This window comes from Klebsiella sp. w6, from assembly GCF_033100215.1.
In the GTDB taxonomy this organism is placed as follows: domain Bacteria; phylum Pseudomonadota; class Gammaproteobacteria; order Enterobacterales; family Enterobacteriaceae; genus Klebsiella; species Klebsiella variicola.
This window is the reverse complement of sequence record NZ_CP136907.1, coordinates 4841706-4856800: the sequence shown is the minus strand read 5'-3', so window position 1 is coordinate 4856800 and position 15095 is coordinate 4841706. Positions and strand designations below refer to the sequence as shown.

Sequence of the window (15095 nt, the reverse complement as noted above, 5' to 3'; positions counted from 1 at the left end):
CAGGGATGATTTTCCGGGCCGCGGTGGACAATGGATGACGAGTAACGGCAATGAATAAACGCTTTTATCGAATCGTATTTAATAAGACTCGCGGGATGCTGATGGTGGTGGCGGAAACGACCCGCTCTCATTGGGCGGGCGTGTCGCCGCAATCCGGCGCCGACGCGCGAACCGGGTCGATGCTGACCTCCACCCTGGCGCCGCTGGCCTTTAGCTTTCTGCTCGCTTTTTCCTGTCTTACCCCGGCTCAGGCGGCGATTGTCGCCGATAACCATGCGCCAGGCGGCCAGCAACCGCAGATCGCCAATAGCGCCAATGGCACGCCGCAGGTCAATATTCAGACACCGAGCGGCGCAGGCGTTTCACGCAACGTCTACAGCCAGTTTGACGTCGATGGGCGCGGCGTGGTGCTGAATAACAGCCGTGCCAACACTTCAACCCAACTGGCCGGGATGGTCGCCGGTAATCCGAATCTGGCGAAAGGGGAAGCCAGAGTGATCCTCAATGAGGTGAATACCCGCGATCCGAGTCGGCTGAATGGCTATATCGAGGTTGCCGGACAAAAAGCGCAGGTGGTTATCGCTAACCCTGCCGGAATTAGCTGCGATGGCTGCGGGTTCATCAATGCTAACCGCGCGACGCTGACGACAGGCCAGGTGCAGTACGGTAACGGGCAGATTAGCGGTTATGATGTTAATCGCGGCGAAATTCTCGTACAGGGCGGCGGCCTTGATGCGAGCTCGGTAGACAGCACCGACCTGCTCGCCCGCGCGGTGAAAATCAACGCCGGGGTTTGGGCGCAGGAGCTAAAGGTCACCGCAGGGCGTAATCAGATCGATGCGGCGCACAGCCGGACGACGGCAAAATCAGCCGACGGCAGTGCGCTGCCTGCGGTGGCGATAGACGTCAGCGCGCTGGGCGGGATGTACGCCCATAAAATTCGTCTTGTCGGTACCGAGCGCGGCGTAGGCGTTCACAATGCCGGCAATATCGGCGCGGCGGCGGGGGACGTAGCAATCAGCGCTGATGGCGCGCTCAGCAACCGCGGCGTGATTCAGTCCGCGCAGAATCTGCAACTGTCCGTTAAGGGCGATCTTCACAACCAGGGCCAGCTGTACGCCGGAAAAGATAGCGTGGTGACGGCCAGCGCGACGCTAACCAATGACGGCATGATCGCCGCGCAAGGCGATACGCGGATTGCCGCCAACGCTTTGCGTAGCGCGCAAAACAGTACGCTCGCCGCCGGATTAAATAGCGATGGCTCTACCGCCAGCAGCGGCGCGCTGACGCTGAATAGCCAGAGCGCGCTGGCGCTGAATGGCCGCAATATGGCGGCAGGAACGCTGACGGCGCAGGGCAGGACGGTGGATCTTGATAACAGTAGAACCTCGGGGGCGCGGATCGTGGTCAGCGCCGCGTCCGGCGATATCACCACCCGAGATGCGGTGGTGGTGGCCAGCGAAAAACTGCAGTTGGCCGCCAGCGGCAAACTCAACAACCACAGTGGCCTGTTGACGGCCAGCCAGCTTGAGCTGAAAGCAATGGCGCTGGATAACCAACAGGGCGTAATCCAGCAGACGGGCGAGGACGATCTACGCCTTGATTTTCGCGCGGGGTTGGATAACCGCGGCGGTGAGATCGCCAGCAACAGCCATGCTTTGACGCTCAGAACCAGCCAGTTGTTCAATCAAAACGGAACGCTGCTGCATACCGGCAGCGGCGGCATGTCTATTACCAGCGAAGGCGCGCTGGACAACGGCGAAGGCACTATTGCCGCTAACGGCAATATCGTTTTGTACTCCGATAACATTAATAATCGCAGCGGTAAAATCAGCACGACGCAGGGCAATGCTCAGCTCACTACGCGGCATGAGCTGGAAAATTCGCAAGGGAATATCGTTGCTGGCGGCAGCCTTTCTCTACAAGTGGCCAGCCTTCGGAACCAGCAGGGGCAAGTGATTGCGGCGCAGGGCGACCTGGCCATGAGCGCTGAAGGAGGGCTGGATAACCGCGAAGGCGTTCTTGCCGCAAATGGCAATATCAAGCTTGACGCCGACAATCTGACCAACCATGGCGGAAAAATCAGCGCGGCGCAGGGCGACATTCAGCTCACTGCGCGCCATGGGGTGGATAACTCGCAGGGGAATATCATCGCCAGCGGCGACATCCAACTACAGGCTGAAAATCTTAATAATCGTCACGGGCAGATAGGCACGGCGCAGCGGGGCAGCGTCAACCTGACGACGAGCGGTTTACTGGATAACCAGCAGGGCACAATCACCGCTTTTGATGCCCTGGGTATTCAGAGCGCCACCGTTGATAACCGGCAGGGAGAACTGCAGTCCGGCGGTAATCTCAACATCACCATTCACAACCGGGGGCTGGATAACCGACAGGGGCAGATCGTCTCCGCCACCGCTCTGGAAATAGCAGGCGTCAACCTGGCGTTGGCTAATACGGGCGGAACGTTACTTGCCGCGAGCAAACTTAGCCTCGATGCCGATTCCCTCAGCGGCGATGGCGAGGTGCTCTCTCAGGGCGATATGTCGCTCACGTTGCGTCAGGCATTTCATAACGCCGGGAGGGTCATCGCCAACGGCAACCTGCAGTGGAATCTCTCCGGCCTGGGGCTGATTAACCAGGGGGTTATCAGCGCCGGCCAGGCGCTCAATCTCTATGCGGCAAAGCTGGATAACCGTCAGGAAGGTGAAATCAGCGCTGGCGAGAACCATTTGACGGTCAGCGGCGAGTTGGTCAATCGGGGGCTGATTGACGGTGGTTTAACCCATATTGTCGCCACGACGTTAACCAATATCGGCAGCGGGCGCCTGTACGGCGACGCCGTCGCGCTGCAGGCGGCAACGCTGACTAACGCCGCAGAGAACGGCGTGGCGGCGACGATTGCCGCACGGGCATCGCTGGCAATGGGCGTCGGCACGCTCAATAACCAGGATCACGCGCTGATCTACAGCGACGGTACGCTCGCCATTGGCGGCCAGCTTGCCGAAGACGGTTCGCTCAGCGGCCGGGCGGGAGTGTTTAATAACCACAGCGCAACGCTTGAGTCCGCCGGTGATATGGCGCTCGATATCCAACAAATCAATAACTACAACGACCATCTGGTGACGAAAGATGTGATGGTCGAGCAGTCATGGCGCCATGAAGCGGCGCTGAAAGGATCGGTACAGCGCTTCGACTGGTCGCTGGTCGATACCAGCTATAAAAACAAATACGGCGTTCACGACGCCATCATGCCGGACGGAAGCCGCGGCGATGAGTTCTATGAATACCAGTACCAGCGTACCGTTGTGGAAACGCAGGTGGTGGAAAGCGCTCCTGGCAAAATCCTCTCCGGCGGCCAGCTCATCATCAACAGCGATAAGCTGAATAACTACGATAGCCAGATTATCGCCGGAGGAGCGCTCGGTGGCGTGATTGGCGAACTAAACAACGTCGCCACGACCGGTAAACGGGTGACCACCGACGTCGGCACCCAGACCCGTTGGTATGAGAAAAAGACCAGCCGCCCGTTTGGCGGCACCAAAACCAGCCAGGGGAAAAAAAGCAGCGAATATGAACCGACGCCGACGGTTCAGACCATCGATTTGCAAACCATGAAGTGGCAGGGCAATACCCAAATTGATGGCCATAGCGGTGTGATTAATCCGCGCGATCGCGCCGATGAAACAGGCGAAATACCCGCCGGACGACTGGCGGAAGTGACGCCGGTTAACGCTGACGGAACGGTTATTCGCGTCGTCACGCCGGATACCCGGCTTCCTGTCAGCAGTCTGTATCAGATCGACCCGCAGGCTAAAGCAGGCTATCTGGTGGAAACCGATCCGCGTTTTACCAACGGTAAAGCGTGGCTCGCCAGCGACTACATGCAAAATCAGCTGGGCGTTGATCAGGCGATGAAGCGGCTTGGCGACGGCTATTACGAACAGCGGCTGGTGCGTGAGCAGATCGTTAAGCTGAGCGGCGGGCGCTACCTGCAGGGCTACAGTAACGATGAAGAGCAGTACCGGGCGCTGATGGACGCGGGCGTCGCCTTCGCCAAACAGTACAACCTGACGGTCGGGGTGGCGCTGACGCCAGCGCAGATGGCGCTGCTGACCAGCGATATGGTCTGGCTGGTCGCCAGAGAGGTCACGCTAACGGATGGCTCCGTGCAGCAGGTGCTGGTGCCGCAGGTTTACGCGCGGATTAAAGCGGGCGATCTCGATGGCAGCGGCGCGTTGCTCGGCGGTGAAAACGTGGCGTTCAGCGTGAGCCGTGATGTGACCAACAGCGGGCACATCCAAAGCCGCGGCGTGACGCAGCTAACCGCGGAAAACATTCATAACAGCGGCTATATCGGCGGCAACCAGCTCACGCTAAACGCGCGTACTGATATCAACAATATTGGCGGAACGCTGCAGGGCGGCGATAGCCTGATCGCGCAAGCCGGGCGTGATATCAACAGCGCCAGCACCCTCGGCGGCGGCCCGGGTAACATCAGCCTCGATCGGCCCGCGGGGATTTATGTCCAGAATGAAAACGGCCAGTTGGGGCTGCTGGCGTTACATAACATTAATCTGACGGCAAGCATGGTGAGTAACAGCGCGGCGGGCAGCCAGACGCAGATTATCGCCGGCAACGATCTCAACCTGCAGACGCTCGCCACCACCCATAGCGAAAGCGGAAACTGGGGGAAAGGCAACGATCGTTCCTTGACCCAGCGTAGCGATATCGGCACGCAAATTAACGGCGGCGCGGTGGCGCTGTCCGCCGGCCACGATATGAATGCCCGCGCCGCCAGCGTGACGGCGACCAGCAGCCTGACGGTTGCCGCCGGCAATGATATTAACCTCAGCAGCGGCGAGTCCTCATGGCACCTGACGGAAAACAGTCATCAAAGCAGCAGCGGCCTGCTGGCTCGCCGTTCGCTCACCACTCACGATGAAGTGTGGGCGCAGAACGCCATCGGCAGCAATTTTAGCGGTGACAGTATTGTGATGCAGGCCGGGCGCGACCTGCTGGTGTCCGGCAGCAGTGTTGCCGGCACCCAGGACGTCAACCTTGCGGCGGGGCGTAACCTGACCATCACCACCGCCGAGGAGCGTCGCCAGGAAAACCATCTACGTAAAGAGAAACATAGCGGCTTTTCCGGCACCGGCGGTGTCGGCTTCAGCGTCGGCAGTTCGTCGCTGAAAGCCACCGATGTAACGACGGCGCTGAGTAGCGCCGCCAGTACCGTCGGAAGCTCACAGGGCAACCTGAGCCTGAGCGCCGGTAATGTATTGACGGTTCAGGGATCTGACCTGGTGGCCGGCAACAATATGGCGTTGACCGGTAAAACCGTGAATATTCTGGCAGCGGAAAACCAGAGCACCCAGACCCATACCGTGGAGCAGAAAACCAGCGGCCTGACGCTGGCGTTATCCGGGATGGTGGGCAGCGCCATTAACACCGCGGTTTCCAGCGCCAACCAGGCCAGCACCGAGAGCAATGGCCGTCTCGCCGCGCTGAGCGGGCTGCAGTCGGCATTATCGGGCGTACAGGCGTATCAGGCATCGCAGATGCAGACTGCGGATTCCAGTCCGGAGAGCATGATAGGGGTCAACCTCTCCTGGGGTAGCCAGTCCTCGAAATCCACTCAGCGACAAACGCAGAACACCAGCCGCGGCAGCAGCCTGATGGCCGGCAACAATCTCAGCATTATCGCCACGGAGACGGATATCAACGTTGAGGGCAGCCAGCTGCAGGCCGGCGGCAGCGCGTTGCTCAATGCCGCGCGCGATGTGAATTTATTCTCTGCGGAGAACGCCAGCACCCTGAGCGGTAAAAACGAGAGCCATGGGAGTTCGTTTGGCGTCGGTATTAACTTCGGTCAGGGCGCGAACGGGCTGACGGTCAGCGCCAGCGCCAACGCCGGGAAGGGCCACGAGAAGGGTAACAGCCTGACGCATAACGAAACGACCCTCAGCGCCGGTGAGCGGGTGACTATCGTCAGCGGTCGCGATACGACGCTGACCGGGGCGCAGGTGAGCGGCCATCAGGTGACAATGGACGTCGGGCGTAACCTGACGCTGACCAGCGAGCAGGACAGCGATAACTACGATTCGAAGCAGCTTAGCGGCAGTGCGGGGGCGAGCGGCAGCATGGGCGGCGGTTCGGGTTCTCTTAACCTGAGCCAGAGCAAAATGCACAGCACCTGGGCGTCGGTGGAGGCGCAGACGGGGATTTTTGCCGGCGATGGCGGTTTTGATGTGAAGGTGGGCGGGCATACGCAGCTGAACGGCAGCGTGCTGGCGAGCACGGCGGCGGCGGAGCTGAACCGGCTGGATACCGGGACGCTGGGTTTCCGGGATATTAAAAACTATGCCGAGTACAGCGTGGAGCAGCAGAGCGAGGGAGTGAGCACGAGCGGTAGCGTGGCGGGGCAGTTCCTCGGGAATGCGGCCAGTGGACTGCTGATGGGGGCGAACGGCAGCGGCAGCGACAGTTCGCTGACGCGGGCGGCGGTGAGCGAGGGCAGTATCGTTATCCGCGACAGCGCGAATCAGCAGCAGGACGTGACGGGGTTAAGCCGGGATGCGGCGCATGCGAACCAGACGCTGAGCCCGATATTTGATAAGGAGAAAGAGCAGAACCGGCTGGCGACGGCGCAGAAGATAGGTGAAATCGGGCGCCAGGTGAGTGATGTGCTGGTGACGCAGGGCAAGCTGAACGCGCAGGCGGCGCAGAGCGACCCGGCGGCGCGGGCAGCGGCGCGGGCGAAGCTGGTAGCGGGAGGGAATGGCAGTCCGAGCGAGGAGCAAATCAACGCGCAGGTGAGCCGAACGGCGACGGCGGACTACGATACGGGCGGAAAGTACCAGAAGGTGGCGCAGGCGGTAACGGCGGCGATGCAGGGTCTGGCGGGGGGCGACCTGGCGCAGGCGGCGAGTGGCGCAGTGAGCCCGTATGTGGCGGAAATCATTCACAGCCAGACGACGGACAGCGCGACGGGCAAGGTGAATGTGGAAGCCAATGCGATGGCGCACGCGGTGTGGGGAGCGATAGCGGCGGCATCGGGAAATAACAGCGCGCTGGCGGGAGCGGCAGGCGCAGTGAGTGGCGAGCTGCTGGGGCGCTGGATAGCGGCGGAATATTATCCGGGTGTTAAGACAGAAGAGCTGTCGGATGAGCAGAAGTCGACGATAAGCGCGCTGAGTACGCTGGCGGCGGGACTGATGGGGGGGCTTAGCGGAGGCAGCAGCGCGGATGCGGTGACGGGTGCACAGGCCGGGAAGAATGCGGTGGAGAATAACTTACTGAGCGGCAGTGAAGATGCGCAGGCGGCATGGTTGCGCCAGCACGGCATCGATATGGCGAGTTGTTCCGATAACCCAGGCGGGTCGGCATGTCAGAAAGCGATAAATGAGCGTAATGCGGTAGGACTTGCGCTGGCATCGGGTAGTGTGGCCCTGTTACCAGGTGGTGCTCAGGCAATGTGGGGACTGGGAGCAAGTGCAAATGCCGGTATCAGTTATCTGGCAGATGGCACGATAGATCCGGCAAATGCGACTATTGCTGGCTGGGTAAACGTGCTCAGTATGGGGAATGGTCTGGCAGGTACGGTAGGCTGGAATGCCGCAGGTGGTGCGCTGGGCAACTGGATAGATGACAAAGATCCACTGTCTGGTGCGCTTATCAATGGTGCCGGTTCGGGTATTGGCTATGGCATTGGTAAAGGACTCTCATGGGGTGTTAATGCCGGGGCAAACTGGTGGAAAGGAGGCTGGGATCCGAAGTTTAACGCTGAATTGAGGCAGTTTACTGAAATTAAGGGGGATTTTGGTATTTCGAAGGAAATGACTCCGAGCCGCGTTCCTGGGGCTTTTGGTGATTTTGGTGGTTCATTCTTCTCGGAAATAACAGGTAAAGGTATAGAGAAGCGCGCGGATTCTATGGGGGAGAGAAAAAATGATTAATGTTCTCTTTTTTATCTTCTCTGTGGTGGCGGGGATTCTCATGGCCGAACTGGCTTATGTGTCCTTACTTATTGTTGATTATGTCATACAGGGTAGCTTCAGTTTTTCTTCCTCTGAAGCTCTGCATAATCTGAAAGTAGGTTTTGGTGGTGGCTGCATTATTGGTGCAGGGATCGTTTTATGTCGTCTTTTTAAGATTAAAGGATTTTAGTGGAGAATAATGCGCTGAGTCTGCAACCGTTTCTGGTCTTTCCAATTATGCTACGAGTGATAAAAATGGGGAGGAAGAGAAATGATGAAAGTACCAACATGGCAATTAGTATTGTTATTTTTTTATTCCTGTACAGCTGTTCCCGCCACTATGTTCATGCTGAGTCTGGTATTTCAGTGGATCCTTGTACCTGGATTTGATGTTGATTTCTTTGGCTATGAACAAGTGTATGTTGCTCTCAAAATGGCAGTTATAGGTTTTTTTGTCGGGATATGTCTATGGCTTTCCTATTACTTGTCTTATAGAAAGCGAATGTTAAATAAGTAAGCTGTTGTTGAGAATAACCTGATGGGTGGGAACGAATGGGGCCAGGGTGAGAAAGCCAGAGAGCATGGCGCAGATGTTCTCTCATGCGCAGATAACCCGTCTGGTGAAGCCTGCCAGCGAGGAATTGCTGAGAATAAAGCTTATGCAGGTGCGTTGGCTTCAGCGGGGCTAATCTATCTGCCGGGAGGAATGCAGATTACTGGCGCGATAGGCGGAACGGCAAATGCAGGTATTCAGTATGCGATTAATGGAACGGTTAATCCAACTGATGTATTAATCGCGACTTATGTTGGAGCATTTACTGCAAATACGGGAGTCTGGGGAACTGTGGGCTGGAATGCGGCAGGTGGTGCAATATCCAGCTATCTGAAAGGGGATAATCCTTTTACAGGTGGCTTAAGTAATGGTTTGGCCTCTGGAGTGGGTTATGGTGCAGGAAAACTCATTGAGCTGCCTATGGATAAAATTTACAACCCGATGAAGCCATGGAAAGACTGGATCTGGACAGATGTCGGGATGGGAATATCCAAACCGCTGCCGATTAATCCAGTACCTGGTATTGCTGGTAATGCCTCGGGTAGTGCGGTGACAGAGATCCTCAATGATCAAGCGGGTAAAACAGGTGTGAAATTCCAAAAAGGGAACCAAAAATGAATAGAAAATCTTGGTTCTTTATTTTTTTCTATCTATTTTTTGCTTGCAATGTAGCAATGATCGTATTGTTTTTAATTATATACGTGCTCATTAGAGGTTACCTCTTATTGGTTTACCACATCCCATTTGAGCTGATTTGGAGTGATACATGGAAGTATACAAAAGCTGCATGTTTCACAGGGGCGTTGATAGCTACTGGTTGTTGGTGGATTTATTACCAGGGCTACAAGAAAAATCGTAATAGGTAGCGGGAGGGAATCCCCATCCGAGCGAGGAGCAAATCAGCGCGCAGGTGAGCCGGACGGCGACGACGGACTACGATACGGGCGGAAAGTACCAGAAGGCGGCGCTGACACAGTTTGCCCAGCAGGAACGCTAACGCGAATCTATGTAGCCCCTCCCCGTTATCCGGGGAGAGGCAGGCGAGGCCATTACACCGCGACTTCCATTTCCATCATCACCGGGTGGAAACGGCGTTTAAAGTAAATCAGGCCGTGCCCTTGCGGGCTCAGGGTAATATTGCGGATCTCCACCAGATACACCAGGTGGGTACCAATGGTTTGCACCTGGCTAATCTCGCCTTCGAGACTGGCCAGCGAACCTTTCAGCACCGGCTGCCCGAGCGCGCCCTGCTGCCAGCCGCTGAGGGCAAACCGCTCTTCCATCGTCACCCCGGTCATCCCGGCGAAATGACGGGCCATGATTTCCTGTTCGTGGTTCAGCACGTTGATGCACAACTTGCCGTTACCCTGAAACACCGGGTTCATCGCGCTGTTGGCGTTGATACAAACCATCACCGATGGCGGCGTATCCGTCACCGAGCACACCGCCGTGGCGGTAATGCCGCAGCGACCGGCTTCGCCTTCGGTGGTGACAACGTTAACCGCCGCCGACAGGCTGGCCATGGCATCGCGAAAACGCAGGCGTTGTTCATCTAATTGCATTATGACCTCCCGCTGTGAATTACTTCAGCAGCTTATCCAACATGTTGATATCAGCGTTATTGTGCAGATGCGGCACCGTCCAGCCGTTCTGGTCGTACTCGGACAGGCAGCGGTCGACCATCGCCATCATTTTGTCCATATTGCCGGAGCTCTGCGCCTGGCGCAGACACTGCAGGCGAATTTCATCCTGGCTACCGGAGTAGTTGATCTCATACAGTTCATGGCGACCGCCGAATTCGCTGCCGATCGCGTCCCACATCAGTTTGAGGATCTTGATACGTTCAACGTGATCCATACCGTTGGAGCCGCGCACGTACTTCGCCAGATACTGGTCGATCTGCGGGTTGTTCAGATCGCGGGCGCTGGACGGCAGATAAATCAGGCCGCTGGTGACGTTGCGCTCGATGATGTTCTTGATCTTGGCGTAGGCCATCGGGGCCATCACGCGATAGGTCTGCAGCGCGGCGTGATCCGGCAGCCATGCGCCATTGACCCACGGCGTCGCTTCCGAGCACATGGAATCGCTAAGCGCCCAGAACATGTTGCGCCAAGCGACTACTTCGCCGAGGTCGGCCTGTACGCCGCGGAACTCGAGGGTGCCGGTACATTCCAGAGAGCGTTTCAGCAGGGCGGTGATAAAGTCCAGTTTTACCGCCAGGCGTACGCAGGCCTGCAGGGGATACATGCGGGCGAAACCACCTTCCATGGTCCAGCGGCGGCAGCGGTCAAAGTCGCGATAAATCAGTACGTTCTCCCATGGGATCAGCACCTTATCCATTACCAGAATCGCGTCGTTCTCGTCGAAACGGCTGGAAAGCGGATAGTCGTACGGCGATCCGGTCGCGCCGGCGACCATCTCATAGGAGGCGCGGGAGATAAGCTTGACGCCTTCGGCATCCATCGGCGCGACGAACATCAGCGCGAAGTCTGGGTTCTCGCCCATCACCTGTGCGGAGCCGAAGCCGATCATGTTGTAGTGGGTCAGCGCCGAGTTGGTGGCGACCACTTTCGCGCCGCTGACGATGATCCCGGCATCGGTCTCTTTTTCCAGCTTGATGTAGACATCCTTCACTTCATCAGCCGGCTTGTGGCGGTCGATCGGCGGGTTGACGATAGCGTGGTTAAAGTACAGGCCGGTTTCCTGAATGCGGGTGTACCAGTTGCGGGCGTTCTGCTCGAACTGGCCGTAAAACGCCGGGTTGGCGCCCAGCGCGCAGCCGAAAGCGGCTTTGTAGTCCGGGGTGCGGCCCATCCAGCCGTAACTTAAGCGCGACCACTCGGCGATGGCGTCGCGCTGCTGGCGCAGGTCGTCGGCGCTTTTCGCCACGCGGAAGAATTTATGGGTGTAGCCGCCGCTGCCGGTATCGGTGCCCCAGCACAGGGAATCCTGCATCTCCGGTTTGTGCAGCGCATCGTACAGCTGAGCGACAGAAGCCGCGGCGTTACGGAAGGCCGGGTGGGTGGTGACATCCTTCACGCGCTCGCCGTAGATATAAATTTCGCGGCCATCCTGCAGGCTTTTTAAATACTCTTCGCCAGTTAACGGGCGTTTCGCGTCGGCGCGGAAATCTTCAGGTTTCATAGGGGCCTCTTCAGTATTTATCGGAAAAATAATGTTAAATATATGTTTTGTTTTTGTTGTTTAATTGAAGCGGTTATTGCGCTTGCCGTGAAGGGACGTTTGCGACAACGGCGGGTACTTTTCAGGCGGGATTAAATTTTGTGATCTCGGCAGCTTTTGGCGGGTGGCGCGGCGCTGACCCGCCCTGTGGTCTGTAGCCCAGGCAAGCGCAGCGCCGCCGGGGTATTACGACACAGGTACTTTTTGCGCCCGGTAGCTGCTGGGCGAGCAGCCGACCTGGCGGCTAAAAAAGCGCGCAAAATAGGCAGGGTCTTTAAACCCCAGCTGCCAGGCAATCTCATTGACCGCGCTATCGGAAAACAGCAGCAGCCGCTTCGCCTCGCGCAGCTGGCGGTCGAATATCAGCCGCTTCGGCGAACGGTTGGCGAAGCGGCGGCAGATATCGGTCAGCCGCGATTCGGTCAGATGCAGCTCCCTGGCGTAATCCGGTACCGTCCAGTGCTGATGGTAGTGGCTGTCGATCATCTGGTTAAAGCGCTGGAATAGCTTCAGCTCGCCGCGCATCCCGCTGGCGGCATGATCGTCGAGCCTGGCGTTGCGCAGCAGCAGGGTAAATACCGCCTGCGCCAGCAGCGCCAGGGTGTGTTCCCGCCCGGGCAACTGGGCGGTAGATTCCCGACGAATCAGCTGCCAGTAGTGGGCCAGCGCCGCCAGCTCGTCGGGTTTATCTGCCAGCGACAGACAGATCCCCGGCAGGCCGAAGGTCTCCCGCGTGCCGGGATAAAGCACCTCCAGCAGCGGCCAGATGAGTTCTTCGTGCACTGTCAACACGTGACCATCGCTATCGGACTCGGTAATAAACGCGTGCGGCACCGAGGGCGGCGTTAACACAAACAGCGGCGCCTGCACCGAATAGCGATGGTCATCAAGCTGCAGCTCAATCTGCCCGGTATCAAGGTAGTGCATCTGGAAATAACGGTCGTGACGATGCGCCTGCATGTCGCGGCCAAAAAAGGCCGCCATGCGGGAAAACGACTGGTAGTGCACCTCTTCGGTGCCCAGGCTCTCGTCGTACTCTTTATTGATATCGATGTTGGCGATTGGGCTTTGGCACATAGCGGCTCCTTACGGTGTCGCGCGAGGGCGCGAGCCCTTCATCGGAATCGCCCAGATGATCACCGCGCCAATCACCAGCAGTGCGGCGACGAACCACAGCCCGCTGCTGAAGCTGCCGGTAATATCCTTCAGCCAGCCGATCATAAAGGGACTGAGCGCCGATCCGATATTGCCGGTGGCGTTGATCACCGCAATGCCGATTGCGCGGGCACGCAGACTGATGGACTGATCCGGCGTGGTCCAGAAGATGGCCATAGCGCTAAACGATCCGGTGGAGGCCATCACGATCCCGAGCAGCTGGATCAGGTTATGATCGGTGGCTGACGCCAGCAGCCAGCCCGCAGCGGCGAACAGGAACGGCAGGGCAGTGTGATGCTTCCGCTCCTGGTATTTATCGGAGTGGCGGCTCCAGTAGATCATCCCGAGAATGGTACAAATTTGCGGGATCGCCGCCAGCAGACCGATGGTGATATTGCTGCTGCTTTCGTTAAAGCTTTTGAGGATCTGCGGCGTCCAGATGCTGATCGCGCTGAGCGTATTGGTCAGGCAGAAGTAGGCGAGGGTATACATCAACACGATCGGGGTGAACACTTCCCGCCACAGGCTGCGCTGCTGCATGGCGTGATGGCTGATGGCCCCTTCCGGCTGCACCAGAGTCAGGCGATCGTTATCCATCATCTCCTGCAGACATTTTTTGTCCTCCGCCGTCAGCCACCTGGCCTTCGACGGAGAATCATCCAGCCAGAACCAGACCATAATGCCGAGCAGCACCGACGGGAAGCCTTCCAGCAGGAACAGCCACTGCCAGCCGTGCAGGTTCAGCAGACCGTCGAGGGACAAGATATAGCCGGAGACGATCGACCCCAGCGCGGTGGTCACCGGCATCGCAATCATAAACAACGCGTTAGCGCGGGCGCGGAAAAATGCCGGGAACCAGTAGGTCAGGTACAGCAGGATACCCGGCAGGAAACCGGCCTCGGTGATCCCCACCAGCATGCGCAGAACATAGAGACTTTTTGGTCCGGTGGCGAACATGGTGGCGGTAGAGGCGATGCCCCACAGCACCATGATGGTAGCGATCCAGCGTCGTGCGCCGACGATGCTGAGCATCACGTTGCTGGGAATGCCAAAAATGACGTAAGTGGCGTAAAACAGGGTGGTGGCCAGGCCAAACATGGTGGCGTTGAGGCCCAGATCCTGCCCCATGGTTAATCCAGCAAAGCCGATATTGATCCGGTCTAAAAACGAAAAGATAAACAGGACGAATAAAAACACGATCAGACGGCGGAAGAGCTTGTTGATAACCGACTGCTGCTGCGCCGTCAGCTGTTTGTGCTGATTCGCCGGATCGAACTTTTCCGGGATGGCAGGTGATGTATCGCTCATTATTATTTTCCTCTAATGGGAATTTTGTAGGGTACTGCGGGTTGCCCGGTAGTGCTGCGCTTACCGGACCTGCGATTCGCTGCTGCTCCGGGCCGGATGAGCGTAGCGCCACCCGGCGTTAGTAGACGCCTGACGAACCCAGGTCGGTTTTTTCCGCGCCAAACCGCGCCGCCAGCGCTTCTGCGCCGCGGGCCAGCAGGGTGGTATCGACGCCGACGGCGACGAACAGCGCGCCCAGTTCGAGATAGCGTTTCGCCAGCTGTTCATTGGCCATCAGGATCCCCGGCGCCTTTCCGGCCTGGCGGATTTGCTGGATGGCATCTTCAATGGCGGCCTGCACTTCCGGGTGTTGTGGGTTGCCGCCGTGGCCCATATCGGCGCTGAGATCCGCCGGGCCGATAAACACGCCGTCCACCCCGTCGACATCGAGGATCTGCGGCAAATTTTTCAGCGCTTCGCGGGTCTCAATCTGTACCAGTACGCACATGGCGTCATTGGCCCGGTGGATATAATCCGGAATGCGATTCCAGCGTGAGGCGCGGGCCAGCGCGCTGCCGACTCCGCGGATGCCGGCAGGCGGGTAGCGGGTGGCGCTTACCGCCAGCCGCGCTTCTTCGGCATTCTGCACCATCGGCACCAGCAGAGTTTGCGCGCCGACATCCAGCAGTTGTTTAATTTGTACCGGATCGTTCCACGACGGACGCACTACCGGCTGGCTGGGGTAGGGCGCAATGGCCTGCAACTGGGTCAGCACCGTTTGTACGTTGTTGGGCGCGTGTTCGCCGTCGATCAGCAGCCAGTCGAAGCCCGCGCCGGCCAGCAGTTCGGCGCTGTAGCTGCTGCACAGCCCAAGCCACAGGCCGATTTGCGGACGGCCGGCCTTGAGCGCCTCTTTAAATGCGTTGTTCATGTTGCTC

Annotated in this window: 9 protein-coding genes; 4 read left to right on the top strand and 5 right to left on the bottom strand. The window is 58.2% G+C overall.

The window, feature by feature from the left end; all coding sequences use genetic code 11:
* The first annotated feature begins 95 nt into the window (after positions 1-95).
* The 4 genes from R0140_RS23735 to R0140_RS23720 all read left to right on the top strand — a co-directional run bounded on the left by R0140_RS23735 (position 96) and on the right by R0140_RS23720 (position 9150).
* Complete coding sequence (locus R0140_RS23735; protein WP_411555543.1) at positions 96-7958, top strand: two-partner secretion domain-containing protein; 7863 nt, start codon at positions 96-98, stop codon at positions 7956-7958.
* Positions 7951-8169 carry a hypothetical protein gene (locus R0140_RS23730; RefSeq protein ID WP_012969007.1) on the top strand — a complete coding sequence of 73 codons (219 nt, stop codon included), beginning with the start codon at positions 7951-7953 and terminating at the stop codon, positions 8167-8169. The genes R0140_RS23735 and R0140_RS23730 overlap by 8 nt, the downstream gene beginning before the upstream one ends.
* Positions 8170-8250: 81 nt before the next feature.
* Positions 8251-8496, top strand: a complete 246-nt coding sequence (locus R0140_RS23725) for a hypothetical protein (protein ID WP_012969006.1) — start codon at positions 8251-8253, stop codon at positions 8494-8496.
* Positions 8497-8517: 21 nt separating this feature from the next.
* Complete coding sequence (locus tag R0140_RS23720; RefSeq protein ID WP_046878858.1) at positions 8518-9150, top strand: hypothetical protein; 633 nt, start codon at positions 8518-8520, stop codon at positions 9148-9150.
* Between the two features lie 431 nt (positions 9151-9581).
* Here R0140_RS23720 and R0140_RS23715 read toward each other — a convergent pair whose 3' ends face one another.
* The 5 genes from R0140_RS23715 to hpaI form a co-directional block, all read right to left on the bottom strand.
* Entirely contained in the window at positions 9582-10094 is a 513-nt protein-coding gene (locus R0140_RS23715) for a 4-hydroxyphenylacetate 3-monooxygenase reductase subunit (protein ID WP_012542962.1), read from the bottom strand.
* A gap of 19 nt (positions 10095-10113) precedes the next feature.
* On the bottom strand, positions 10114-11676 hold the full coding sequence (gene hpaB, locus R0140_RS23710) for a 4-hydroxyphenylacetate 3-monooxygenase, oxygenase component (RefSeq protein WP_002887473.1): 1563 nt from the start codon (positions 11674-11676) through the stop codon (positions 10114-10116).
* Positions 11677-11901: 225 nt separating this feature from the next.
* Entirely contained in the window at positions 11902-12792 is an 891-nt protein-coding gene (gene hpaA / locus R0140_RS23705) for a 4-hydroxyphenylacetate catabolism regulatory protein HpaA (protein WP_012542961.1), read from the bottom strand.
* Positions 12793-12801: 9 nt separating this feature from the next.
* Positions 12802-14178: a 4-hydroxyphenylacetate permease gene (gene hpaX, locus R0140_RS23700; RefSeq protein ID WP_012542960.1), complete on the bottom strand. Its 1377-nt coding sequence runs from the start codon at positions 14176-14178 to the stop codon at positions 12802-12804.
* Positions 14179-14296: 118 nt separating this feature from the next.
* Positions 14297-15088, bottom strand: a complete 792-nt coding sequence (gene hpaI, locus R0140_RS23695; RefSeq protein WP_012969004.1) for a 4-hydroxy-2-oxoheptanedioate aldolase — start codon at positions 15086-15088, stop codon at positions 14297-14299.
* Positions 15089-15095: the final 7 nt, after the last annotated feature.